Origin of the sequence: Pseudomonas sp. ES1, assembly GCF_050586605.1 — a bacterium.
Taxonomy (GTDB): domain Bacteria; phylum Pseudomonadota; class Gammaproteobacteria; order Pseudomonadales; family Pseudomonadaceae; genus Aquipseudomonas; species Aquipseudomonas sichuanensis.
This window is the reverse complement of sequence record NZ_JBOBDM010000012.1, coordinates 76,563-100,033: the sequence shown is the minus strand read 5'-3', so window position 1 is coordinate 100,033 and position 23,471 is coordinate 76,563. Positions and strand designations below refer to the sequence as shown.

Below are 23,471 nucleotides of genomic sequence, written 5' to 3'. Positions count from 1 at the left end.
CGTTGCCCGACAACTTCAAGCGCGCCGCCTGGGTGAAATCAAGCATGCGGTTGAGCGGCTTGATCGCCTTGGGGATCAGCGCCGGCTCGACGAAGATTTCGTTGCTGCCAGTGCGCAGGCAATCCAGCACACGCTCAAGGGTATTCATGGCCATCCACGGGCAGTGCGCGCAGCTGCGGCAGGCCGCGCCGTTGCCGGCGGTGGGGGCTTCGACGAATTCCTTGTCCGGGCACAACTGCTGCATCTTGTAGAAGATGCCGCGGTCGGTCGCGACAATGAAGGTCTTGTTCGGCAGGGTCTGCGCAGCCTTGATCAGCTGGCTGGTGGAACCCACCGCGTCGGCCAGCTCGATCACCGCTTCCGGCGACTCCGGGTGAACCAGGATCGCCGCGTCCGGGTACAGCGCCTTCATGTCGGCCAGTTGGCGCGACTTGAATTCTTCGTGGACGATGCAAGCACCGTCCCACAGCAGCATGTCGGCGCCGGTCTGCTTCTGGATGTAGCGACCCAGGTGCTGGTCCGGGCCCCAGATGATGGTCTCGCCGTTGTCCATCAGGCTTTCGACGATTTCCAGTGCGCAACTGGAGGTCACTACCCAGTCGGCCCGCGCCTTTACTGCGGCGGAAGTGTTGGCGTACACCACCACGGTGCGCTCGGGGTGCTGGTCGCAGAAGTCCGAGAACTCCTTGACCGGGCAACCCAGGTCGAGCGAGCAGGTGGCTTCCAGGGTCGGCATCAGCACGCGCTTTTCCGGGGTGAGGATCTTCGCCGTCTCGCCCATGAAGCGCACCCCGGCCACGATCACCGTGTCAGCGGGGTGGTTCTTGCCGAAGCGGGCCATTTCCAGCGAGTCGGACACGCAACCGCCGGTCTCCTCGGCCAGGGCCTGGATCACCGGATCGCAATAGTAGTGGGCGACCAGCACGGCATTCTGCTTCTTCAGCTCGGCGGCGATGGCCGCACGGTACTCGGCCTCCTGCGCGGGCGTCAGCGGGTGGGGCTGCTTGGCGTCGAGGTGGGCCTGTACCAACAGGCGTTCGGAAATCTGGGTCATGATCGCAGGACCTGCAGGGCGCGTACGCGCGTCAATCGAGTGTATCACCCGGCCCTGACAGATCGGCTAGCGGTGCCGGACGGCCAGCTGGGCAGGCCCTCGCGGCCCCTCTGCGGGCGCGGATTATTATCGGACGGCGAAGGCTACAGGCAATCGCAGCGATGCAAAAGGGGTTTTTGCGTGGCGGGGCTGAATGCAATCGCGGGGCAACCCCGCTCCCACGCTGCGATCAACGTGGGAGCGGGGTTGCCCCGCGAATTGGGCCTTGAAGCCGCGATCAGCCCTGAGGCTGCAGTGCCTCCAGGTGCCCGCTGATCAGCATGGCGAACTCTTCGACGGTCATCTTCTTGCCGTTGAAGTCGACCATGCCATCGGCATACTTCAGGCTCGAAACCACGTCAGTGCCCTGCACCGTGGCCATACCGCTTTGCACCGCCATCATGCCGACCATTTCACCGGCCTGGCTGGATTGCTGGGCGATGGCCTGGGCGTCGGTCTCGCCACCCAGCAGTGCCTGCAGGGTGGCCAGGTCACCGACCATCGGCTTGGACACGCTCAGCTTGCTGTGCAGGCTGCTGACCAACTGCTTGCCCAACTGGTCAGGCGGCAGGTCGAACGAGGTCGGGTTGGCGAAGTCCATGGCCAGGCTGAAGTGGCTCTCGCCGTTGGCAGTCTTGAACGACAGCTTTTCCAGCGCCAACTGCGGCTTGCCGGCCAGCATCTTTTGCAGATCGCCCTGGACTTTGGCCTGTTCTTCAGGGGTCATGTCGAGCGACGGCAGCGCCTGCCCTTCGGCGGCAGCCTGCTGAACCTGCGGCATCTTGGTCTGGTACCACTCCAGCAGTGCCTGCATGGCCTGGATGTCGATGGACTTCATGGTGAAGACCATCTCGCCGCTGCCCACCTTGCGCCCGGCATAGCTGATGTCGGCCACCTTGTACTCCAGGCGCCCGGACAGCTTGTCCTTGGCTTCGCCTTCGGCGCTGTACAGGTTGTTCTGCTGCAGCCCCTTGAGCACCAGCACTTGCTGATCGGCACCGCTGGTGATCTGCGTATCAGCCAGGGCCAGGTCGATGTTGCCGAGGTAGATCATGTCATGGGCGGACTGACTGAGCTTGCCACCGACCTTGAAGCCGCTGAGCAGGATCTTCACCGGCGTCTCTTGCGCATCGGCGAAATTCAGCTCCAGGCGGTCGGCATTGGCGTGAATTTCGGCAGCCTTGCCCTCGCGGTCACCGCTCACCAGCAATTGCATGCCGGAGAAGTCCAGAACCTTTTTGCCATCCTCCTCGAGCTTGACCGGCGCCAGGCGGATATCGCTTTCGACCGTGCCGCCATAGCCCAGGCTGACTTGGCCGGTGACGGGCGCTTTGTCACCCGCCGCAGCGAACCACGACGCGGTGAAATCGTCCTTTTCCAGTGCGCTGTTGCTGGTGGCCATCACCGGCATCAGCTTGAATGCCTTGACCCGCGACCAGGGGAAGGGGCCGTGCTCGATCTGGTCGACCACGCCGACGTCGAAGTTCAGCTTCTCGACCTCGCCCAGTTGAATGTCCTTGGCTTTTAGGCGGTAGTGCGCCGTGCTGGTGAAGAAATGCTGCTCCAGCGAAGCCAGTTCGATGGTCATGCTGCCGCCAGTGCCGACCAGGGCTTTCTTCAGCTCTTCGTTACCCTGGGTGATGGAGCGCTCCAGCTCCGCCGGCAATTGTTTGCCGGTGTACCAGGCGCCAGCGGTGGCTGCGACGGCAATGGCGACGGCCAGGCCGGAAAGGATGCTTACTGATTTCTTCATGAATAGAACCGATTGCTGTCCATAAGGGGCTGCGCGTGGAGGTACGCGAGGACGCGCAGAATACCACTGTCAGGGTGAGCGCATGGCATAGCAGCAGCACACACGCAGGCGAGGCACCGTACCACCGCCCGCCAAATCGTAAATATTTATAGACACGAAAATCCGCACAAAACAGGTAAAGCGCCAAGAAAAGGCCGAAAACCCCTTTCAATGTAGATAAAAAACAACATGACCAGGCAGTCTGTCATGTTTAACTTGACACCCTAATGACCATCGTTTTTTATTTCACCCACCTTGCAAGCGCCCATTCCACGAAGAAGAACAATCGCGCCGCCATCATGCCCAAACGCCCCTGCCCACACGCGCCGCCTTCCTCGTCCCGGCGCTTGAAGCCCTGACACCCGCGCCCTCTCCGCGCACTTCGCAGCTCCAACATAAAAGGTGAACAACATGGAGCCCACCCGCTCGACCTTGCCGTGCCCGCCGCACGCCGTGCCTGCCGTCCAACGCCAGGAGTACCACGCGCATGCAGCCTGACCACCGCGCCACCGGCAACGGCCAGTTCCGTAAATCCCTGCGCCTCTGGCACGTGGTGATCATTGGCCTGGCCTACCTCACCCCGATGACCGTGTTCGACACCTTCGGCATCGTCTCCGGCATCACTGCCGGGCACGTGCCCAGCGCCTATATCCTGGCGCTGGCGGGCATCCTGTTCACCGCTGTGAGTTATGGCACCCTGGTGCGGCGTTTCCCGCAGTCCGGTTCGGCCTACACCTACACCCAACGCGCGATCAACCCGCACGTGGGCTTCCTGGTGGGCTGGTCGTCGCTGCTGGACTACCTGCTGCTGCCGATGGTCAACGCGCTGCTGGCCAAGCTGTACCTGTCGGCGATGTTCCCCGAGGTACCGGCCTGGATGTGGGTGGCCGGCTTCGTCACCGTGATCAGCCTGATCAACATGCGCAGCATCAACCTGGTGGCGCATTTCAACCTGCTGTTCGTGCTCGTCCAGGTGGCGATCATGAGCGTGTTCGTCTACCTCTGCGTGCGTGGCCTGGATCAAGGAGAGGGCCTTGGCACCGCGTGGAGCCTGGTGCCGTTCGGCGACGAGCAGACCCAGTTCGCCGCCTTGGCCGCGGGTGCGACCATCCTGTGCTTCTCGTTCCTGGGCTTCGACGCGGTTACCTGCCTGTCGGAAGAAACCCGTAATCCAGGCAAGACCATCCCGCTGGCGATCTTCCTCACCGCACTGATCGGCGGCGTGGTGTTCATCGGCGTGTCGTACTTCATCCAGGCCTACTTCCCGACCATGCAGCGCTTCCACGACCAGGAAGCGGCGCTGCCGGAAATAGCCCTGTATGTCGGCGGCAAGCTGTTCCAGTCGGTGTTCATCGCCTGCACGGTGATCAACACCATCGCCTCGGGCCTGGCGTCGCAGACCAGCGTGTCGCGCCTGCTGTACGTGATGGGCCGCGACAAGGTGATCCCGGCCAGCGTGTTCGCCCGCCTGCACTCGCGCTACAAGACCCCGGTGCTGAACATCGCGATTGTCGGCCTGGTGGCGCTGTCGGCGATCTTCTTCGACCTGGTCACCGCCACGTCGATCATCAACTTCGGCGCGCTGGTGGCGTTCAGCTTCGTCAACCTCTCGGTGATCAACCACTGCTACCTGCGCGAGGGCAACCGCCAGGGGCTGGCCAACAAGATGAAGTACCTGGTGCTGCCGACCATCGGCTTCTGCATCATCGTTTCGCTGTGGCTGGACCTGAATGAACACTCATTGCTGTTCGGCGGCGTCTGGGCGGCACTTGGCGTGCTGTACCTGGGCTGGCTGACCAAAGCCTTCCGGGTTGCGCCACCGAACTACATCGCTGAATGAACCACACCCGACGCCCGCCTGACCGCGGGCGTTCTGTTTTGATCGAGAAGGAAAAGCCCATGTCGCTGCGCCGCCTCTCCATCCAGTGGAAGATCACCCTGCTCGCCGGCCTGTGCCTGCTGGCCATCGTCGCCCTGCTGGTGGCCACCTCGCTCACCCAGGCCCGGCGCAACGCCGAGCAGGTGTTCCAGGCCAACACCGAGCTGCTCGACCGCAGTGCCCGCCTGCGCCTGCAGGCCCACGGCGAAACCCAGGCGCTGCGCATCCAGCGCTACTTCATGGACGCCTACCAGTACGGCAACGGCTTCGCCCGCCTGGTGCAGGCGCTCAAGGCCCGCGGCGGCGCCGACCTGCGCAACCAGCTCAACCACGAAGCCCGCGCCGCACTGGCCGGCAACCCCGACCTGATCGGCCTGTACCTGGTGTTCCAGCCCAATGCCCTGGACCAGCGCGACGCCCAGTTCGTCGGCCAGGCCGATGCCGGCAGCAACGACAGCGGGCGCTTCTCGCTGTACTGGTCGCAAAGCAGCCCCGGCGCGCTGGAAACCGAGGCCATGCCCGAGTCGATGCTCGCCGACGCCAGCATCGGCGCCAACGGCTCACCCTACAACCGCTGGCTGACCTGCCCGCTGGAAACCGCCAAGGCTTGCGTGCTCGACCCGTACTTCGACGAGATCAACGGTCATAAGGTGCTGATGACCAGCATTGCCCTGCCGCTGCTCGAAGGCGGCAAGGTAGTTGGCGTGATCGGCCTGGACATCGGCCTGGACAACCTGCAGCAGCTGGCCCTGGCCGGGCGCCAGGAACTGTTCGACGGCCAGGGCCAGGTGAGCATCGTCAGCCCGGTCGGGCTGTTGGCCGGGCATAGCCAGGACGCCCGGCAACTGAGCCAGACCGTGGAACAGGCCTTCGGCAGCGCCGCCAGCGCCTTTACCGCCCCCCTGCGCGCCGGCCAGCCGGTCGAGCGCCTGGATGGCGGCATGATGCGCATCTCGCGCCCCTTCACCCCGATCCCTGGCGCCGCGCCCTGGCAGGTGCTGCTGGAGCTGCCGGAGAGTGTGCTGCAAGCACCGGCGGTAGCCCTCAACCAACGCCTGGACGATCACAACCAGCGCGCCAACCTGACCAGCCTGCTGATCGGCCTGGGCGCCGCCGTGCTGGGCCTGCTGCTGGTGTGGCTGACCGCCCGCGGCGTGACTCGGCCGATCCTGGCGGTGGCCGCGCGCCTGAAAGACATCGCCAGCGGCGAAGGCGACCTGACCCGGCGCCTGGACTACGCCCGCGACGATGAGCTGGGGCAATTGACCGGCTGGTTCAACCGCTTCCTGGACAAGCTGCAGCCGGTGATCGCCCAGCTCAAAGGCTCGGTGCAGGAGGCCCGTGGCACCGCCGACCAGTCATCGCTGATCGCCAGCCAGACCAGCACCGGCATGCAGCAGCAACACCGGGAAATCGAACAGGTGGCCACCGCCGCCAACGAAATGAGCGCCACCGCCCAGGACGTCGCCCATAACGCCGCGCAAGCCGCCCAGGCCGCACGCGGCGCCGACCAGGCCACCCGCGAAGGCCTGGCCCTGGTCGCGGCCACTCGCCAGGCCATCGACCAGTTGGCCGGCGGCATGGATGCAGCCATGGAGCAGGCACGCTCGCTGGAAAGCCGTGGCGAGCAGATTGGCTCGGTGCTTGAGGTGATCCGCGCCATTGCCGAGCAGACCAACCTGCTGGCACTCAATGCCGCGATCGAGGCCGCCCGCGCCGGCGAGGCCGGGCGTGGCTTCGCGGTGGTCGCCGACGAAGTGCGCAGCCTGGCCCAGCGCACCCAGGTCTCGGTGGAGGAAATTCGCCAGGTGATCGAAGGCCTGCAGCAGGGCACCCAGGATGTCGTTGGCGCCATGCACGGTGGCCAGCGCCAGGCCCGCGAGAGCGCCGCGCAGATGGAACAGACCCTGCCCGCGCTGCAACGCATCGACCAGGCGGTAACGGTGATCACCGACATGAACCTGCAGATCGCCTCCGCCGCCGAGCAGCAGAGCGCGGTGGCCGAGGAAGTGAATCGCAATGTCGCGGGGATTCGCGATGTGACCGAATCGCTGGCCGGGCAGGCCGATGAATCGGCACGGATCAGCCAGGCGCTCAACCGGCTGGCCAACCAGCAACAGGGTTTGATGGAGCAGTTCCGCGTTTAGGAACGGCTGTGCACTAGAACTTTGAGGGCCGCTCAGCGGCCCAGACAACGTTTCTCGATGCTTTCATTTCCTGTTGACGATCTTTTCACTTCACCTGCTCTAGCGTCGCCTCCTTTATGCAGCCGCCAGCCTGATGGCGGCTATCTGGCTCCTGAGGCGCACGTGACCACCCCATCCCCCTCCGCTAAAAAAACCATGGACTGGGCAGGCCTCGGCTGGCTCCTGCTGTTTTTCTGGTATTTCTCCGGCGTCACCCAGGCGCTGTTGCTGTTCAGCGGCACCACCGGTTTCGCCGGGTTTCGCGACGCCTTTATCCTCAGCAGCCTGTGGCTGGCGCCGGTACTGTTGCTGCCACGCCTGACCCGCGGGCTTGCGGCCGTCATCGGCCTGGTGTTGTGGGCCAGCTCGCTGGTGGGCCTGAGTTACTTCGGCATCTACCATCAGGAGTTCTCGCAGAGCGTGATCTTCGTGATGTTCGAGTCGAACACCGCCGAGGCCAGCGAGTACTTCAGCCAGTACTTCAGTGTTTCGCTGTGCCTGGCGCTGCTGCTGTACACGGCGGTTGCAGTGCTGCTGTGGACCCGCATTCGCCCGGTTACCCTGCCTCTGCGCAGCCGCATCCCCGTGGTGGCCTTGCTGCTGGTGTCGCTGCTGGTCCTGCCGTTCTACAAACAGCTCGTCACCCAGCAACGCACCTTTGCCGAAGCCCGGGAGAAGGTCGAACAGCGCATGGAGCCGGCGGTCCCCTGGCAGTTGGTGGTCGGCTACCGGCAATACCGCCAGCAGCTCGACAACATGCAGGAACTGCTGCAACAGAACGCCGCCCTGCCGCCGCTGCAGAACCTTGCCGACAGCAGCGGCGACACGCCGCGCACCCTGGTGCTGGTGCTGGGTGAGTCCACCACCCGCGAGCACATGCACCTGTATGGCTACAACCGTGACACCACGCCGAACCTCGACGCCCTGGCCGCCAGCGACAAGGGCCTGACGGTGTTCCGCAACGTGGTGTCGCCGCGCCCCTACACCATCGAAGTGATGCAGCAGATCCTCACCTTCGGTGACGAACAGCACCCGGACCGCTTCCTGACCGATCCGTCGCTGATCAACCTGATGAAGCAGGCGGGTTACAAGACCTTCTGGATCACCAACCAGCAGACCATGACCAAGCGCAACACCATGCTCACCACCTTCTCCCAGCAGACGGACGAGCAGGTCTACCTGAACAACCAGCGCAATCAGAACGCCAGCCAGTACGACGATGTGGTACTCGCCCCCTTCGAAAAAGCGCTGCAGGACCCGACGCAGAAGAAGTTCATCATCATCCACCTGCTCGGCACCCACATGGATTACCGCTACCGCTATCCAGCAGACTACGAGCATTTCAAGGACAATGCCGGCGCCCCGGCGGCGCTGTCGCCAGACAAGGTGCAAACCTACAACTTCTATGACAACGCGGTGCGCTACAACGACTACGTGGTATCGAGCCTGATCAAACGGTACGCGGCCACCACGCCGAACGGCTTCTTGCTGTACCTCTCCGACCATGGCGAGGATGTCTACAGCTCCGGCCAGCACGATCGCCTGGGGCGCAACGAAGGCGACCCGACCCGACCGATGTACACCATCCCGTTCCTGCTCTGGACCTCGCCGAGCTGGCAGGCCAGCCACCCACGAGACCTGCAGGCGATGGCCTCGCGCCCTTACAGCAGCTCGCACCTGATCCACACCCTGTCCGACCTGGCCGGGCTGAGCTACGACCGCTACGAGCCCGCCAAGAGCCTGGTGAGCACGCAGTTCAGCCCCAGCCCACGCTGGATCGGCAACCCTTACGTGAAGAACGGCCTGCGCGAGTTCGACCAACTGCCCGACAGCAAGGCGCAACACGAGCAAAGCACCGCATCCAGCAACGAGGTGAAGCCTGGCAAAGGCTGATAGAGACAACGCCCATCAAAAAGCCGATACCCAAACAATCAGATATCGGCTTTTTTGTTGTTGCCAGAGCGATAGGGAGAACATTCTCCCAGCAGCGGAAACGAAAAAGCCCGCCATGAAGGCGGGCTTTTCGTACTGCAATATGGTGGGTCGTGTAGGATTCGAACCTACGACCAATTGGTTAAAAGCCAACTGCTCTACCAACTGAGCTAACGACCCGTTGGATGGCGCGTATATTACTGATTTCTCAGGAGAAATCAACACCCCATACGCATTTTTTTAAAAATAACGGGTCGGATCCGCTACACCGGCTGCACTGAAGCCATCGGCCCGCAGGCGGCAGCTGTCGCACTTGCCGCAGGCGCGCCCATCATCATCGGCCTGATAGCAGGACACGGTCAGGCTGTAATCCACGCCACGAGCGATACCGGCCTGGACAATCTGCGCCTTGCTCAGGTTCTGCAGCGGCGCCTGGATGCGGAAGCCCTGCCCTTCGACCCCGGCCTTGGTGGCCAGGTTGGCCATGCGCTCGAAGGCCTCGACGAACTCGGGGCGGCAGTCCGGGTAACCGGAATAGTCCACCGCATTGACACCAATGAAGATGTCACGCGCCTGAAGCACTTCGGCCCAGCCGAGCGCCAACGAGAGGAACACGGTGTTGCGCGCCGGCACGTAAGTCACCGGGATGCCTTCGCTTGGCGCTTCCGGCACGTCGATGCTGCTGTCGGTCAGGGCCGAGCCGCCGATGCCGTTCAGGTTCAGGCCAATCACCTTGTGCTCGACCACGCCCAGGTCACGGGCAACCCGCGCCGCGGCCTCGAGCTCGGCACGATGGCGCTGGCCATAGTCGAAGCTCATGGTGTAGCAGGCGTAGCCTTCAGCCTTGGCCATGGCCACCACGGTGGCCGAATCGAGGCCACCAGAAAGCAGGATTACCGCGCGTTTTTCAGTCATGTCTTTTCTCTCAGCGTCCAGGTTCGTCATTCCACAGCAGCTTGTGCAACTGCAGTTGGAAACGCACGGGCAGGTTGTCGGCGACGATCCAGTCAGCCAGGTCGGAGGCGCTCACCTGATGGTGGCTGGGCGAGAACAGCACCTCGCCGGCACGCTCGGTCAGGTTGTACTGGATCAGCTTGGAGACCGCCCAGTCGTAGTCTTCGCGCGAGCAGATAACGAACTTGACCTGATCGTTGCGGGTCAGCAGCTCGATGTTCTCGTAGCGGTTACGGTGCGACTCTTCGGAGCCTGGCGTCTTCAGGTCGACCACGCGGCTGACCCGGGTATCGACGCCGCTGATATCGAGAGCGCCGCTGGTTTCCAGCGAAACCTCGTAACCGGCATCGCACAGGCTGCGCAGCAGCGGCAGCGCGTTAGGCTGGGCCAAAGGCTCGCCGCCGGTGACACAGACATAGCGCGGCTTGAAGCCGGCCACCTGCTCGAGGATCGAATCGAGGCTACGCAAAGTGCCGCCGCTGAAGGCATAGGCACTGTCGCAGTACTGGCAACGCAGGGGGCAACCGGTCAGGCGCACGAATACCGTGGGCAGCCCAGCCGTTCGCGTTTCACCCTGCAACGAGTAAAAGACTTCGGTGATGCGTAATGTGTCTTGCATGATCGCCACGGGCGTGACAGCTGAACAGGCTGTCCGCCTCCGTCAGGCACTGTCGCGGACTCGACATGGCGTTATCCGCAGCAGCGTGTTTACGAAAAAAGGGCAGTGATTCTAACGAAAAAACCCGCGACAGGCGCGGGTTTCTTCATGAAGCATTGACTCAGAGCTTTTGCAGGTCACGCTCAGCCAGTTTGGCGGCAGTGGTTTTAGGGTAGTCAGTGACCACCTTCTGCAAAATCCCTTTGACCTTGTCGGTGTGGCCCAGGCGGCGCTCGACGTCGGCCAGCTTGTAGAGCGAATCCGGCACCTTATTGTGCTGCGGATACAGCTGGCTGACCTTGGCAAAGGCCTGGCTGGCACCCTGCAGGTCGCCTTTGGCGAGGTTCACTTCGCCCAGCCAGTATTGCGCGTTACCGGCGTACTGGCTGTTGGGGTACTTGCGCAGGAAGGCGTTGAAGGCCTGGCTGGCCTTGTCGAAGTCCTTCTGCTTGATCAGGTCGAAAGCGGCGTCGTAATAGAGCTTTTCTTTCGCCGGATCACCCGGCTCGCTGCTGGCGGCCGGTGGCTGCGCGGCGCTGGCGCCGGCGGCGGCGGCACCCGTGGCTGCGTTGTTCGCACCACCGGTGGAGGAATTATCGGGAGTCGCGGCAGGTGCCGTTCCGCTGCCAATGCGGCGGTCCAGTTCCTGATAGCGCTCAAGGTTTTCCTGCTTCATGCGCGACACATCGTTCTGCAGCTCTTCGATGATGCCTTGCTGGCGGGAAATCTGGTCCTGCATCTGCTGCAGCTGCATGAACAGCTGGCCGTTTGCAGAAGCAGGGGCCGAAGCCCCTGCTCCGGCATAGGCGCCGCTCGTGCCATAACCCGCGGGTGGCAAACCACCCGCGTTGTCATCTACTACGGGAACCGCAGCCCACGCCGAAAGGGGCAGGCTGAGTGCGAGGACGGTTACTACACGGCGGCACATACGCATAGGAACTTACTTACGCAGTTCTACGCGACGGTTCTGAGCCCAGGACTGCTCGTCGTTGCCGGTGGCAACTGGACGCTCTTCGCCGTAGGAGACCAGTTCCAGCTGAGCAGGGGAAACGCCCTGCAGAACCAGGTAGCGCTGAACGGCCTTGGCACGACGCTCACCCAGAGCCATGTTGTACTCGCGGGTGCCGCGCTCGTCGGTGTTGCCTTCCAGGACAACGCGGTTGCCGTTGGACTTCAGGTCCTTGGCGTGAACGTCCAGAGCGCGCATGGCTTCTGGCTTCAGGTCCGAGCTGTCGTATTCGAAGTAGAAGGTGGTGATTGCGCGCAGGGCGGCTTCTTCGCTCAGGGAGCCGTCAACAGCGCCAGTGTTGGCACCGTAGCCAGCGTTCGGATCAACAGCGCCTTCACCAGCGTTGTCGCCGCCTTTCGAGGAGCAACCTACAGCTACGGCCATGGCCAGAGCCAGCGCAGCGAATTTACCAAACTTCAGCATTTCCATCTTGAAACTCCTAATGAAACCCCAATGTGTTAAGCAAAACGTGTTACGCCGCAATCAGTTCAGGTAAGGGGACCAGGACGGTTCTCTGACTTCGCCTTGAGCGGTAGGAAGTGGGAGCCTCACGCGGCCGTTAAGCGACACGAGCATCAAGACTCCCCGGCCCTGCTGGCGGGTGGCGTAGATTAGCATGGTGCCGTTTGGCGCAACAGTGGGAGACTCATCAAGACTGGTCTCGGTGAGAATCTTTACACTTCCGCGTTGCAGATCCTGGGCAGCCACTTTGAAGTTGGTGAAACCTTGTTGGCGATGGATCATCACCAGGGTCTTTTCATCCGCCGACAGTTTCGGGTTGGCGTTGTAGTTGCCCACGAAAGTTACCCGCTCGGCACCACCGCCACTCACCGACTGTTTGTAGATCTGCGGCTTGCCGCCACGGTCGGAAGTGAAATAAAGGGTGTTGCCATCCTTGCCCCAGAACGGCTCGGTATTGATACCGGGGCCGGCAGTGACACGGCTGATCTGACGCGAGGCGACGTTCATCACGTAGATGTCCGGGTTGCCGTCCTTCGACAACACGAACGCCAGGCGAGTACCGTCGGGCGACCAAGCGGGTGCGCCGTTCAGGCCTTCGAAGTTGGTGACCTGCTCGCGGCGACCGGTGTCGATGTGCTGAACGAAGATGCGCGGACGCTTCTGCTCGAACGACACGTAGGCGATGCGTTTGCCATCCGGGGCGAAGCGCGGCGACAGGATCGGCTCGCGCGACTGCAGCAGGGTCACCGCGCGGGCGCCGTCGTAGTCCGAACGCTGCAGGGTGTAACGGGTGTTGTTGGTCGAGAAACGCTCGGCGGTCACGTACAGCATGCGGGTGGAGAACGCACCCTTGATGCCGGTGAGCTTCTCGAACGACTGGTCGGCGATGTAGTGGGACATGTCACGCAGCTGATCGACACCGCCCGCGACGCTACCGGTCAGCACTTGCTGCTCGGTGGCGACGTTGAACAGCGCATAGCTGACCTGCAGGCGGCCACCGGCAGGCACGATGCTGCCGACCATGACGTACTGCGCGCCCAGTGCTTTCCAGTCACGGAAGATGACTTCGCTGGCCTGGGTAGGCTGGCTGATCATGTTCTGCTTCGGAATCGGCGAATAGTAGCCGGAGTTACGCAGGTCATTGCCAATGATATCGGCCATGTCCTCCGGCAGCACGCTGCCGCCCTGCACGCCGAAGGGCACTACCGCAATTGGGGTTGCCCGGTCGCTACCGCTGGTGACCAGGATGTTCTTTTCCTCCGCCATGGCCATGCCTGCCACGCAGCAGAGCAAGACCAGGAGTCCTCTCAGACGTTTAATCACAACGCTAGATCCTCAGGTGTAAATGTCATCTTGAATGAACGATACGGATTGAATTCGTTCGGCTTCAAGCCCTGCATCTCGGTCAACCGACCAATGTTCTTCACCGCGGCCACGGCCGAGCTGTCGAACGGACCGTCGCCGCTGGATTTGGCCACGCTCACGTTGGTGAGGGTACCGTCCGGCAACATGTTGATCTGCAGAACTACCGTCATGCCCTTGCGCGCAGAGGGCGGACGCGCCCAGCCTTCGGCTGCTCGCATACGGATCAGGTCGTCGAAATCGCCGGCTACCTGGTCACCCTGCTCATCGGCCAGCGCCTGCTGGCGCTCGGTGGTGTCGGACAACAGCTCGGCAAGTGCCTGAGCCTTCTTGTCTTCCGCCGATTTGCGGGCCGCTTCCTGTGCTTTTTTCTTCTGGGCGTCTGCAGCGGCCTTTTTCTTGGCCTCTTCAGCTGCCTTTTTCTTCGCTTCCTCGGCCGCCGTTTTCTTCTTGGCGTCCTCGGCTGCTTTTTTCTTCGCGTCTTCGGCGGCTTTCTTCTTCGCCTCTTCCGCTGCCTGTTTCTTGGCCTCTTCTTCGGCCTGCTTCTTCGCCTCTTCTTCAGCCTTCTTCTTGGCGATGTCGGCCTGCTGCTTTTCAGCCGCTTTCTTCGCCTCTTCGGCCTTCTTGGCTTCTGCGGCTTTCTTCTGCTCGGTCGCCTTGGCGGCCTCTTCGGCTTTCTTGGCCTCGGCGGCTTCGCGGGCTTCCTCAGCTTTTTGAGCTGCGTCGGCTTTCTTTTGTTCCGCAGCCTTCACGGCTTCCTGCTCGACCTTCTTCTGCTCCAGCTGCTCGACCTCGGTCTGACGCGACGCGGTCTTCTTCGCTTCCCCGGCAATCTTCTGATTGGTCTGGGTGGTCGCCTGGCTCTTGGACTTGAGCTGGTAGAGCGTGGCCTGGACGATCGGCTTGGAAGGTGGCAGCTCAGGCGTCATGGCAAAACTGACGAACAGCATGCCGAACACCAGCACATGCAGGCCGATGGCCCAGACACTGGGCCAGAAGTAGCTTTCCGAGGCGGATGGCTCTCGCTGCTGCATCAGGGCGCCTCGGTAATCAGGCCAACGTTACCGACACCGGCCTTCTGCAACCCGCCCATGGCACCCATGACCGCGCCGTAGTCGACGGACTTGTCGCCACGAATGAAGACCTGGGTCTGCTTGCCCTGGTCGCGACCGGCGGCAATGATCTTGGTCACCGCGCTGGTCATTTCCGGCAAGGTCATGGCCTTGTCCATCTGCTTGTCGGTGTCGACTTCGCTGCCGAGGTTCCAGAAGTAAGTCTTGTCGGCCTTGATCGAGATGGTCAGGATCTGCACATTGTTGTCCTGCGGCAGGGCCTCGCTGGACACCTTGGGCAGGTCTACTTTCACGCCCTGGTTGAGCATGGGGGCGGTCACCATGAAGATGACCAGCAGCACCAGCATCACGTCGATGTAGGGCACCACGTTCATCTCGGCGACCGGCTTGCGTTTGTGGCGAACTCGGGCCATGGGTTTCTACCTGATCACTCTTCGCTGGTGTGTACTTTGCGGTGCAGGATCGCCTGGAACTCATCGGCGAAGGTGTAGTAACGACCAATCAGTACTTCACTGCGTGCGGCAAAGCGGTTGTAGGCGATAACCGCCGGGATCGCGGCGAACAGGCCGATCGCGGTGGCAATCAGGGCCTCGGCGATACCGGGAGCCACGGTGGCGAGGGTCGCCTGCTGGGCGCTGGCCAGGCCGCGGAACGAGTTCATGATGCCCCAGACGGTACCGAACAGGCCGATATACGGGCTGGTGGAGCCGACGGTGGCGAGGAACGGCAGGCTCTGCTCGAGCTTCTCTTCCTCACGGGAGATGGCAACGCGCATCGCACGGCCAACACCTTCCATCACAGCGTCCGGGTCGACACCCGGCTGCTGGCGCAGGCGCGAGAATTCCTTGAAGCCGGCACGGAATACCTGCTCGACACCCGAGTCCGGGTCCGGGTTGCTGCCGGCCTGGCGGTACAGCTTGGACAGGTCGATACCCGACCAGAAGCGCTCCTCGAAGGCATCCAGGGCACGACGACCGGCACGCAGCATGGTGCTGCGCTGGAAGATCATGACCCAGGACATGACCGAAGCGGCCACCAGGGTGAGCATTACCAGCTGAACCACGACGCTGGCATTGGCGACCAGGCTCCACATGGAGGTATGGTCGACGACGTTTGCTTCCACGCTTATTCTCCTGCGTTGGATTGAGTACCCGTACCGTCCGCCAGGAACGCATCGCGCAGTTCTGGGGGAATGGCCCGGGGCTTGAAAGTGTCGGCACGCACGGCGGCCACAAGGAACTGCCCCTCGCAGAGCAGCACTTCATCCTTTATTCGCCATACCTGCTGCACGAAGCGCAGGCTGGCGCGATTCAATTCAAGCACTTGCGCGGTTACCCGCAATTCGTCGTCCAGCCGCGCCGGCGCGTGGTAGCGCGCTTCGCTGGAGTGCACGACGAACAGAAGATTGTCACCCGCCAGTTGCGCCTGGGAAAAACCCAGGTGACGCAGGCGCTCGGTACGCGCTCGCTCCATGAACTTGAGGTAGTTGACGTAGTACACCACCCCACCCGCGTCGGTATCCTCGTAGTAGACGCGACAGCGGTGTGCGAACGGTTCCAGCCCATTTTGCGCGCGCATACTCTAGTGCTTACTCCTGAACTTGCCAATCCGCCCAGGCAACTGTTTTTGCCGGGTTAATGTCGTATTGCCAGCGTTTGGTGGGCATGCCTGCGGTAGGACCACGAAATCGCCGGTTCGATCTGTCATTCGTCGTCCTGTGCGGAATATTCCCCGCCTTCACAGAAACGCCCGGGAATGTTCAGGCCGAAATGCAGGTAGGCGTGGCGAGTCACCACGCGGCCTCGCGGGGTGCGCATGATATAGCCTTGCTGGATGAGGTACGGTTCCAGCACGTCTTCGATGGTATGGCGCTCTTCGCTAATCGCTGCGGCCAGGTTGTCCACGCCCACCGGGCCACCGTCGAACTTCTCGATCATGGTCAGCAGCAGGCGTCGGTCGGAATGGTCGAAACCGCGCTCGTCGACGTCCAGCAGGTTGAGCGCCATGTCTGCCACGGCCTTGGTGATTTCGCCCTTGCCGCGCACCTCGGCGTAGTCACGCACGCGGCGCAGCAGGCGGTTGGCAATACGCGGGGTACCGCGCGCACGGCGGGCAATCTCGAACGCACCGGTATCCTCGATCGACAACCCGAGAATGCCGGCCGAACGGCTGACGATGGTCGCCAGGTCCCGATCGCTGTAGAACTCCAGGCGCTGGACGATACCGAAACGGTCACGCAGGGGGTTGGTCAGCATGCCTGCGCGGGTGGTGGCGCCGACCAGGGTGAAGGGTGGCAGATCGAGCTTGATCGAGCGCGCAGCCGGCCCCTCTCCGATCATGATGTCCAGCTGGAAGTCTTCCATTGCTGGATACAGCACTTCCTCGACCACCGGCGACAAGCGGTGAATTTCGTCAATGAACAGCACATCGTGCGGTTCCAGATTGGTGAGCATCGCCGCCAGATCGCCCGGGCGTTCAAGGATCGGCCCCGAGGTGCTCTTGACCGAAACGCCCATTTCATGGGCGATGATATTGGCCAGCGTGGTCTTGCCCAGGCCGGGCGGGCCGAAGATCAAGGTATGGTCGAGGGACTCGTTGCGACCGCGCGCAGCCTGGATGAACAGCGCCATCTGCTCGCGCACCACCGGCTGGCCGATGTATTCCTCCAGGCGTAGTGGACGGATTGCGCGGTCCTGGACCTCTTCGCGGTCGCGTCCGGAGGCGGCAATCAGGCGGTCGGTCTCGATCACTTGGTAATCATCCCTTTGAGGCTGCGGCGGATCAGTTCTTCACTGCTGAGGTTGGCCTTGCCTTCGATGGCGGAAATCGCCTTGCTGGCCTCCTGCGGCTTGTAGCCCAGCGACACCAGCGCACTGACTGCGTCTGCCTCGGCCGTGTTGACGCTGGCCACCGGTAGCGGGCCATCGGACACCAGGGCGAACATCGCCGGCGAGGTTTCCCAGGCCTTGAAGCGATCCTTGAGCTCGACCAGCAGGCGCTCGGCGGTCTTCTTGCCGACGCCCGGCACGCGCACCAGCACGGCGGCGTCCTGCGCCTGCACACAGCGCACCAGATCGTCGACTTCAAGCCCGGACATCAACGCCAGCGCCAGCTTCGGGCCAACGCCATTGAGCCGGATCAGCTCGCGGAACAGTTCACGCTCGCGCTTTTCAGCGAAGCCATACAGCAGGTGGGCATCTTCACGCACCACCTGGTGGGTATGCAGGGTCACGACCTCCCCCACCTTTGGCAGGCGATAGAGGGTGGTCATCGGCACTTCGAGCTCGTAGCCCAGGCCATTGACGTCGACAATCAGGTGCGGCGGCTGTTTTTCCGCCAGGGTGCCGCGCAAACGTCCAATCACGTTCCGATCCTTTCTCTGGGGCGCCGGTCAGAAACCGCACAACCCTATCAGCAAATGCTTCGGGCGAACGGGTCACCCGGACAAAATATGTATCAGCGCATGAAGCGATTACAGACGCAAGCGCCCGCCGCGCCGCCGCGCCGTGGTCAACCCATGGGGAATCAGGCTGGACCGGGTATGGGCATGGCACAGGGCGATGGCCAGGGCATCGGAGGCATCGACTTGCGGTTTCTGGGTGAGCTTGAGCAGGTGCATGACCATCAACATCACCTGATCCTTGTTGGCCCCACCGGTGCCCGCCACCGCCTGTTTGACCTGGCTGGCGGTATATTCGGCGATCTCCAGACCCGCTTCTGCGGCGGCCACGATCGCGGCACCACGCGCCTGCCCCAGCTTGAGCGCCGAATCGGCATTGCGTGCCATGAACACCCGCTCGATACCCATGGTCACCGGGCCGTGCTGGCGAATGATCTCGCTGACACCGCGAAAGACGACGAGCAGCCGATCGTGCAGTTCGCCATCACCGGTGCGAATACAGCCCGAGGTGACGTACTCGCAGCCGCGCGCAGTCTGCCGGACCACACCGAAGCCGGTGATGCGCGAGCCGGGGTCGATACCAAGAATCAGAGTCATAACGCCTACAGATATTTACGAATTTGCCGGCCCTATCGCCGGACAAGCCCGCTCCCACAGCGCGCATGCAAAAGCCACGTGGGAGCGGCGGTGCGCCGATGCGACTTGCCCCGCGATAGCGCCTGTCGCCGAACCTATCAGCCCAGTGCTTCCATGATCTCGTCGGAGATCTGTGCATTGGAGTAGACGTTCTGCACGTCGTCCAGGTCCTCGAGCATGTCGATCAGCTTGAGTACCTTCTCGGCGCCCTCCTGATCCAGCTCGGCACTGGTGGTCGGCTGCATCACGATTTCGGCATCCGAGGCCTTGAAGCCTGCCTCCTCCAGCGCATTACGCACCGCGTAGAAGCTGTTGAACGAGGTGAACACATCGAAGGAGCCGTCGTCGTTGACCACCACGTCGTCGGCATCGGCCTCCATTGCGGCTTCCATCAGCGCATCTTCGTCAACGGCCAGCTCTGCGGCGAAGCTGATCTGCCCCTTGCGCTCGAACAGGTAGGCCACCGAACCGTCGGTGCCCAGGTTGCCGCCGCACTTGGTGAAGGCATGGCGCACGGCCGCGGCGGTCCGGTTGCGGTTGTCGGTCATGGCTTCAACCATGATCGCCACGCCACCCGGGCCGTAACCTTCATAGCTGAGCTCTTCGACGTTGTCGCTTTCGTTGGTGCCGGCACCCCGGGCCACGGCGCGATCGATGATGTCGCGGCTCATGTTGGCACCCAGGGCCTTGTCCAGCGCCAGGCGCAGACGCGGGTTGGAAGCCGGATCACCACCGCCTTGCTTGGCGGCGACGGTCAGCTCGCGGATCCACTTGGTGAAGATCTTGCCCCTTTTGGCATCCTGGCGCTCTTTGCGGTGCTTGATGTTCGCCCACTTGGAATGACCAGCCATAACGACTCCAAATCCTTGAAACAGAAACAGGTTCCGCCCCGAAGGGCGGAACGCGTGGAATATGTGGGCGCAGCGCTACCGATGCGCCCTAGGTCGCAATTACTCGACCTTGGTCTGCTCGCGCAGACGGATGTGCAGCTCGCGCAGGGCCTTGGCGTCGACCAGGCCAGGGGCCTGGGTCATCACGCACGCGGCGCTCTGGGTTTTCGGGAAGGCGATCACTTCACGGATCGACTGGGCGCCAGTCATCAGCATGACCAGGCGGTCCAGACCGAAGGCCAGGCCACCGTGGGGCGGCGCACCGAATTTCAGGGCGTCGAGCAGGAAGCCGAACTTCTCTTCCTGTTCCGCCGCCTCGATACCCAGCAGACGGAAGACCGCCTGTTGCATTTCTTTACGGTGGATACGGATCGAACCGCCACCCAGTTCGGTGCCGTTGAGCACCATGTCGTAGGCGCGGGACAGTGCGGTGGCCGGGTTGGCCTCCAGCTCTTCCGGGGTGCATTTCGGTGCGGTGAACGGGTGGTGCAGTGCGGTGAAGCTGCCGTCTTCGTTCTCTTCGAACATCGGGAAGTCGACGACCCACATTGGCGCCCACTCGCAGGTCAGCAGTTCGAAATCGTGGCCCAGGCGGATACGCAGTGCGCCCAGGGCTTCGCTGACGACTTTGAACTTGTCGGCGCCGAAGAACACGATATCGCCGTCGACCGCACCCACGCGATCGAGGATGTTGTTGAGGTTGGCCTCGGGGATGTTCTTGACGATCGGCGACTGCAGGCCTTCGACACCCTTGGCGCGCTCGTTGACCTTGATGTAAGCCAGGCCCTTGGCACCGTAGATGCCGACGAACTTGGTGTACTCGTCGATCTTGCTGCGCGGCATGCTCGCGCCGCCTGGCACACGCAGGGCGGTAACACGGCATTTAGGATCGTTTGCCGGGCCGGCGAACACCTTGAAGTCGACGTCCTTCAGCTGGTCGGCAACGTCAACCAGTTCCAGCGGGTTGCGCAGGTCGGGCTTGTCGGAACCGTAGCGACGCATGGCCTCTTCGAAGGTCATGTGCGGGAATTCACCGAACTCCAGATCCAGCACTTCCTTGAACAGCTTGCGGATCATGCTCTCGGTGAGGCCCATGATCTCGGATTCGTCGAGGAAGCTGGTCTCGATGTCGATCTGGGTGAATTCCGGCTGGCGGTCGGCACGCAGGTCTTCGTCACGGAAGCACTTGGCGATCTGGTAGTAGCGGTCGAAGCCCGCGACCATCAGCAGCTGCTTGAACAGCTGCGGCGACTGCGGCAAGGCGAAGAAGCTGCCAGCGTGGGTGCGGCTCGGCACCAGGTAGTCGCGGGCGCCTTCCGGGGTGGCGCGGGTCAGGATCGGCGTTTCGACGTCAAGGAAGCCATTTTCGTCGAGGAAGCGGCGGATGCTGGTGGTGATGCGCGAACGCAGGCGCAGCTTCTCGGCCATCTCCGGACGACGCAGGTCGATGAAGCGGTAACGCAGACGGGTTTCCTCGCCAACGTCGGAGTATTCGTTCAGCGGGAACGGCGGCGTTTCGGCTTCGTTGAGCACGGTCAGCTGGTAGCCGAGGATTTCGATGGCGCCGGAGGCCATGTTGGCGTTTACCGCGCCTTCCGGACGCTTGCGCACCTTGCCGGTGATCTGCACCACGTATTCGCTGCGCACGCGGTCGGCGGCGGCGAAGGTTTCGGCGCGATCCGGGTCGAATACGACCTGGGCCATGCCTTCGCGGTCACGGATATCGAGGAAGATCACCCCGCCGTGGTCGCGACGACGATGGACCCAGCCGCAAAGGGTGACTTCCTGGCCGTCCAGGCTCTCGTTCAGTTGGCCGCAATAATGGCTGCGCATCATGGTCGTGGTTTCGCTTCTCGTGATTCGTGTATTCGGTGGAGGTCTTCGCCGCCCAAGGGGCTAATACTGCAAGACCCGGTCGGTGCAATTCAACTCAGCCGGCCTTGTCGCCGCCTGCCAGATTCTTTTTTGCCCCGGTCTTGAAGTCGGTCTCGTACCAGCCGTTGCCACTCAGGCGAAAGCCGGGGACCGACAGCAGCTTCTTCAATGCCGGGGCCTGACACGCCGGGCAATCGGTCAGCGGCGCGGCACTGATCTTCTGCAACACCTCCATGCGGTGTTCGCAGGATGCACATTGATAGTCGTAAAGGGGCATGGTGTCTCTCGTCAACCACATTGCAGGCTGCCCACGGCAGCAAAGAGCGGGATTATATATGGTTAACCGGAGCAGTGCAGCCCGCCCGGCGATCAGTGTGAATCCGGCGCATCCTGCAGCCATGCCACGCAGATCACCCGGATCAGGCCACTGAAGTTCCTCACCCCGCCATGGCGCAGGTGCACCTCACGGTCCACATAGGACAGCACAGCGCTCACCGAACACCGATTGGCCTGGGCAATCCGTTCAAGGATCCGCCAGTAGACCGCCTCCAGGCGCAGGCAGGTTGCAAAGCCATTGAGCCGCACCGAACGCGACACCGGCCCGGCCTGCTGCATGTCGAAATCCACCTTGAACGGGTCAATGCGCGGCCGACCACTCCCCTGCCCCTGCCTGCTCCCAGCATTCACTCCTTGCGTAACACCGTACATCGCTTCGCTCCATCGTCACGAACCATCCCCGTCCGTCGCTCCGGACGAGGCCCATGACTTCAATGAAGCGCCGCCACGCATGCCGATAGCAGCAGCAAAGCCTTCCCCCCAAGCGAACAGGGCACGGCACCCTCTCTGGCGCCGCCCCTGCCTTCAATGCTTGCGCAAGGGTCAAGCAGCAATTACTTCCCGTCGAGCAAAACCCGCAGCATCCACGCCGTTTTCTCATGCACCTGCATGCGCTGGGTGAGCAAGTCGGCGGTTGGCTCGTCGCTGACCTTGTCCACCACCGGGAAAATGCTGCGCGCGGTGCGCACCACCGCCTCCTGGCCCTGCACCAGTTGCCGGATCATTTCATCGGCGACGGGCACACCCTCTTCCTCCTTGATCGACGAATGGCGCGCATAAAAGGCATAGGAACCCGGCGCGGGGAAACCCAGCGCACGGATGCGCTCGGCAATGGAGTCCACCGCCAGTGCCAACTCGTTGTACTGCTCCTCGAACATCAGGTGCAGGGTGCGAAACGACGGCCCGGTGACGTTCCAGTGGAAATTGTGGGTCTTCAGGTACAGCACATAGGTATCCGACAGCAATCGGGACAACCCTTCGACAATGGACTTGCGATCCTCTTCACTGATACCGATATCGATTGCCATGACGTTCCCCTCTCCTTTTAGGCCTGGTTGATCAGGCGGGCGCCAGTCACTGCGAAACGTGCCTGCGCGACAACCCTACAAACCCTAGCAAGAGATTCCTTGCCACGCTGGCCGCAACGGCCAGCCGGCGCACGCGGTTTGAGATGCCTGCGCCTTTGCTGTTAAATAGGCAGCGTGCCACCCGTGCGGATTGTTATTGCCGGGTGCATAGGCTGGCCTGTCACGTTTTTGCGCTTACACCTCACGCGCACCGTGCAGCCAGCTCATCCTGTGATCGGCCTTATCAATGCGAGCCAAATCAAATGTTCAAGATCGTCCATCTGGTGACGGGCGTGGCTGCCTTGCTGCTATCGCTCATACCCAGCCTCAGAACCGACGCCACACCCCTGCTGCAACAACCCGAGGCCGTATACCTGGCCTTGCTCGGGCTGCTCAACCTGATCCTGGTCCCGGCCCTGCCGCTGTATTACAACGGCATGCGTCAGCAATTGCAGCGCGCGACCAGCATCCTGCTGGTACTGGCCGTAGCCCTGCAGACGCTCACGTTGCTGGCACGCCCGGAACTGGGCAGCCTGCCCGCACTGGCCTGCGCCATCCTCGCCAGCGCCTTGCACCTGGCGGCAGGTTTTGCCCGCACGCCACGCAAAGCCCGCAGCCAGGGCGTAGCGCAAGACGCGGGCCTGCGCGATACCGGTACGGTGAAGTGGTTCAATACCTCGAAGGGCTTCGGCTTCATCTCCCGCGACACCGGTGACGATATCTTCGTGCACTTTCGCGCCATCCGTGGCGAAGGCCACCGCGTCCTGGTCGAAGGCCAGCGCGTGGAGTTCTCGGTGATGCACCGTGACAAGGGCCTGCAGGCCGAAGACGTGGTCGCGGTCTCGCGCCGCTGACCACAGACTCCGC

23 protein-coding genes, 1 tRNA gene and 1 pseudogene are annotated in these 23,471 nt (G+C 62.6%); 5 read left to right on the top strand and 20 right to left on the bottom strand.

The window, feature by feature from the left end:
* The coding region (gene nadA / locus ACQ4N9_RS07585) for a quinolinate synthase NadA (RefSeq protein ID WP_430932565.1) at positions 1 to 1,054 on the bottom strand (1,054 nt) is incomplete at its 3' end.
* A gap of 277 nt (positions 1,055 to 1,331) precedes the next feature.
* Positions 1,332 to 2,846, bottom strand: coding sequence for a YdgA family protein (locus tag ACQ4N9_RS07580; RefSeq protein ID WP_390967972.1), 1,515 nt, complete (start codon positions 2,844 to 2,846; stop codon positions 1,332 to 1,334).
* Positions 2,847 to 3,372: 526 nt separating this feature from the next.
* Here ACQ4N9_RS07580 and ACQ4N9_RS07575 point away from each other — a divergent pair.
* The 4 genes and pseudogenes from ACQ4N9_RS07575 (at position 3,373) to ACQ4N9_RS07560 (ending at position 8,843) form a co-directional block, all read left to right on the top strand.
* On the top strand, positions 3,373 to 4,725 hold the full coding sequence (locus tag ACQ4N9_RS07575; protein WP_110992332.1) for an APC family permease: 1,353 nt from the start codon (positions 3,373 to 3,375) through the stop codon (positions 4,723 to 4,725).
* Positions 4,722 to 6,053, top strand: a pseudogene (locus tag ACQ4N9_RS07570) (HAMP domain-containing protein); the annotation flags it as partial. The gene ACQ4N9_RS07575 and the pseudogene ACQ4N9_RS07570, both read left to right, overlap by 4 nt.
* 102 nt (positions 6,054 to 6,155) lie before the next feature.
* Complete coding sequence (locus ACQ4N9_RS07565) at positions 6,156 to 6,911, top strand: methyl-accepting chemotaxis protein (RefSeq protein WP_409201993.1); 756 nt, start codon at positions 6,156 to 6,158, stop codon at positions 6,909 to 6,911.
* A 162-nt stretch (positions 6,912 to 7,073) separates the two neighbouring features.
* Positions 7,074 to 8,843, top strand: a complete 1,770-nt coding sequence (locus ACQ4N9_RS07560; RefSeq protein WP_390967973.1) for a phosphoethanolamine transferase CptA — start codon at positions 7,074 to 7,076, stop codon at positions 8,841 to 8,843.
* 143 nt (positions 8,844 to 8,986) lie between these two features.
* On the opposite strand, the gene ACQ4N9_RS07555 is transcribed toward ACQ4N9_RS07560, so the two are convergent.
* The 18 genes from ACQ4N9_RS07555 to ACQ4N9_RS07470 all read right to left on the bottom strand — a co-directional run bounded on the left by ACQ4N9_RS07555 (position 8,987) and on the right by ACQ4N9_RS07470 (position 22,565).
* Positions 8,987 to 9,062 (bottom strand) — tRNA-Lys (locus ACQ4N9_RS07555).
* Between the two features lie 60 nt (positions 9,063 to 9,122).
* Positions 9,123 to 9,797, bottom strand: a complete 675-nt coding sequence (gene queC / locus ACQ4N9_RS07550; RefSeq protein WP_390967974.1) for a 7-cyano-7-deazaguanine synthase QueC — start codon at positions 9,795 to 9,797, stop codon at positions 9,123 to 9,125.
* Between the two features lie 10 nt (positions 9,798 to 9,807).
* Positions 9,808 to 10,455 (bottom strand): 7-carboxy-7-deazaguanine synthase QueE, encoded by a 648-nt coding sequence (gene queE, locus ACQ4N9_RS07545; protein WP_390967975.1) that lies wholly within the window; start codon positions 10,453 to 10,455, stop codon positions 9,808 to 9,810.
* Between the two features lie 160 nt (positions 10,456 to 10,615).
* Entirely contained in the window at positions 10,616 to 11,428 is an 813-nt protein-coding gene (ybgF, locus tag ACQ4N9_RS07540) for a tol-pal system protein YbgF (protein WP_390967976.1), read from the bottom strand.
* A gap of 6 nt (positions 11,429 to 11,434) precedes the next feature.
* Positions 11,435 to 11,932: a peptidoglycan-associated lipoprotein Pal gene (gene pal, locus ACQ4N9_RS07535; RefSeq protein WP_008090230.1), complete on the bottom strand. Its 498-nt coding sequence runs from the start codon at positions 11,930 to 11,932 to the stop codon at positions 11,435 to 11,437.
* Between the two features lie 54 nt (positions 11,933 to 11,986).
* Positions 11,987 to 13,237 carry a Tol-Pal system beta propeller repeat protein TolB gene (gene tolB, locus ACQ4N9_RS07530; RefSeq protein ID WP_218575553.1) on the bottom strand — a complete coding sequence of 417 codons (1,251 nt, stop codon included), beginning with the start codon at positions 13,235 to 13,237 and terminating at the stop codon, positions 11,987 to 11,989.
* 47 nt (positions 13,238 to 13,284) lie between these two features.
* Entirely contained in the window at positions 13,285 to 14,361 is a 1,077-nt protein-coding gene (gene tolA, locus ACQ4N9_RS07525; protein ID WP_390967977.1) for a cell envelope integrity protein TolA, read from the bottom strand.
* Positions 14,361 to 14,813 carry a protein TolR gene (tolR, locus tag ACQ4N9_RS07520; protein ID WP_110992339.1) on the bottom strand — a complete coding sequence of 151 codons (453 nt, stop codon included), beginning with the start codon at positions 14,811 to 14,813 and terminating at the stop codon, positions 14,361 to 14,363. The genes tolA and tolR overlap by 1 nt, the downstream gene beginning before the upstream one ends.
* 14 nt (positions 14,814 to 14,827) lie before the next feature.
* Positions 14,828 to 15,523: a protein TolQ gene (gene tolQ / locus ACQ4N9_RS07515; RefSeq protein ID WP_125465142.1), complete on the bottom strand. Its 696-nt coding sequence runs from the start codon at positions 15,521 to 15,523 to the stop codon at positions 14,828 to 14,830.
* A 2-nt stretch (positions 15,524 to 15,525) separates the two neighbouring features.
* Positions 15,526 to 15,978: a tol-pal system-associated acyl-CoA thioesterase gene (gene ybgC, locus ACQ4N9_RS07510; RefSeq protein WP_110992341.1), complete on the bottom strand. Its 453-nt coding sequence runs from the start codon at positions 15,976 to 15,978 to the stop codon at positions 15,526 to 15,528.
* Positions 15,979 to 16,103: 125 nt separating this feature from the next.
* Positions 16,104 to 17,150 (bottom strand): Holliday junction branch migration DNA helicase RuvB, encoded by a 1,047-nt coding sequence (ruvB, locus tag ACQ4N9_RS07505; protein WP_110992342.1) that lies wholly within the window; start codon positions 17,148 to 17,150, stop codon positions 16,104 to 16,106.
* Positions 17,147 to 17,764 (bottom strand): Holliday junction branch migration protein RuvA, encoded by a 618-nt coding sequence (gene ruvA / locus ACQ4N9_RS07500; RefSeq protein WP_110992343.1) that lies wholly within the window; start codon positions 17,762 to 17,764, stop codon positions 17,147 to 17,149. Before ruvA ends, ruvB begins: the two co-directional genes overlap by 4 nt.
* A 108-nt stretch (positions 17,765 to 17,872) precedes the next feature.
* Complete coding sequence (gene ruvC / locus ACQ4N9_RS07495; RefSeq protein WP_125465144.1) at positions 17,873 to 18,397, bottom strand: crossover junction endodeoxyribonuclease RuvC; 525 nt, start codon at positions 18,395 to 18,397, stop codon at positions 17,873 to 17,875.
* A gap of 137 nt (positions 18,398 to 18,534) precedes the next feature.
* Positions 18,535 to 19,287, bottom strand: coding sequence for a YebC/PmpR family DNA-binding transcriptional regulator (locus tag ACQ4N9_RS07490; protein WP_125465145.1), 753 nt, complete (start codon positions 19,285 to 19,287; stop codon positions 18,535 to 18,537).
* Between the two features lie 99 nt (positions 19,288 to 19,386).
* Positions 19,387 to 21,162, bottom strand: coding sequence for an aspartate--tRNA ligase (gene aspS, locus ACQ4N9_RS07485; protein WP_125465146.1), 1,776 nt, complete (start codon positions 21,160 to 21,162; stop codon positions 19,387 to 19,389).
* Between the two features lie 94 nt (positions 21,163 to 21,256).
* Entirely contained in the window at positions 21,257 to 21,478 is a 222-nt protein-coding gene (locus ACQ4N9_RS07480; protein ID WP_390967978.1) for an FmdB family zinc ribbon protein, read from the bottom strand.
* 92 nt (positions 21,479 to 21,570) lie between these two features.
* A complete protein-coding gene (locus tag ACQ4N9_RS07475; protein WP_323830200.1) occupies positions 21,571 to 21,909 on the bottom strand; it encodes a ribbon-helix-helix domain-containing protein in 339 nt (112 codons plus the stop codon).
* 182 nt (positions 21,910 to 22,091) lie between these two features.
* A complete protein-coding gene (locus tag ACQ4N9_RS07470; RefSeq protein WP_016392255.1) occupies positions 22,092 to 22,565 on the bottom strand; it encodes a Dps family protein in 474 nt (157 codons plus the stop codon).
* A gap of 302 nt (positions 22,566 to 22,867) precedes the next feature.
* Between ACQ4N9_RS07470 and ACQ4N9_RS07465 the strand changes: the two genes are divergently transcribed.
* Positions 22,868 to 23,458, top strand: coding sequence for a cold-shock protein (locus ACQ4N9_RS07465; protein ID WP_390967979.1), 591 nt, complete (start codon positions 22,868 to 22,870; stop codon positions 23,456 to 23,458).
* Positions 23,459 to 23,471 lie beyond the last annotated feature (13 nt).

Coding starts and splice junctions, on each gene's coding strand:
- ybgC (WP_110992341.1), bottom strand. CDS start 15,978: ATGCGCGCGCAAAATGGGCTGGAACCGTTCGCACACCGCTGTCGCGTC.
- ACQ4N9_RS07465 (WP_390967979.1), top strand. CDS start 22,868: ATGTTCAAGATCGTCCATCTGGTGACGGGCGTGGCTGCCTTGCTGCTA.
- aspS (WP_125465146.1), bottom strand. CDS start 21,162: ATGATGCGCAGCCATTATTGCGGCCAACTGAACGAGAGCCTGGACGGC.
- ACQ4N9_RS07580 (WP_390967972.1), bottom strand. CDS start 2,846: ATGAAGAAATCAGTAAGCATCCTTTCCGGCCTGGCCGTCGCCATTGCC.
- tolR (WP_110992339.1), bottom strand. CDS start 14,813: ATGGCCCGAGTTCGCCACAAACGCAAGCCGGTCGCCGAGATGAACGTG.
- ACQ4N9_RS07470 (WP_016392255.1), bottom strand. CDS start 22,565: ATGGCAATCGATATCGGTATCAGTGAAGAGGATCGCAAGTCCATTGTC.
- ACQ4N9_RS07490 (WP_125465145.1), bottom strand. CDS start 19,287: ATGGCTGGTCATTCCAAGTGGGCGAACATCAAGCACCGCAAAGAGCGC.
- queC (WP_390967974.1), bottom strand. CDS start 9,797: ATGACTGAAAAACGCGCGGTAATCCTGCTTTCTGGTGGCCTCGATTCG.
- ybgF (WP_390967976.1), bottom strand. CDS start 11,428: ATGCGTATGTGCCGCCGTGTAGTAACCGTCCTCGCACTCAGCCTGCCC.
- ruvC (WP_125465144.1), bottom strand. CDS start 18,397: ATGACTCTGATTCTTGGTATCGACCCCGGCTCGCGCATCACCGGCTTC.
- tolA (WP_390967977.1), bottom strand. CDS start 14,361: ATGCAGCAGCGAGAGCCATCCGCCTCGGAAAGCTACTTCTGGCCCAGT.
- pal (WP_008090230.1), bottom strand. CDS start 11,932: ATGGAAATGCTGAAGTTTGGTAAATTCGCTGCGCTGGCTCTGGCCATG.
- ACQ4N9_RS07480 (WP_390967978.1), bottom strand. CDS start 21,478: ATGCCCCTTTACGACTATCAATGTGCATCCTGCGAACACCGCATGGAG.
- queE (WP_390967975.1), bottom strand. CDS start 10,455: ATGCAAGACACATTACGCATCACCGAAGTCTTTTACTCGTTGCAGGGT.
- tolB (WP_218575553.1), bottom strand. CDS start 13,237: ATGGCCATGGCGGAGGAAAAGAACATCCTGGTCACCAGCGGTAGCGAC.
- ACQ4N9_RS07475 (WP_323830200.1), bottom strand. CDS start 21,909: ATGTACGGTGTTACGCAAGGAGTGAATGCTGGGAGCAGGCAGGGGCAG.
- ACQ4N9_RS07565 (WP_409201993.1), top strand. CDS start 6,156: ATGCAGCAGCAACACCGGGAAATCGAACAGGTGGCCACCGCCGCCAAC.
- ACQ4N9_RS07575 (WP_110992332.1), top strand. CDS start 3,373: ATGCAGCCTGACCACCGCGCCACCGGCAACGGCCAGTTCCGTAAATCC.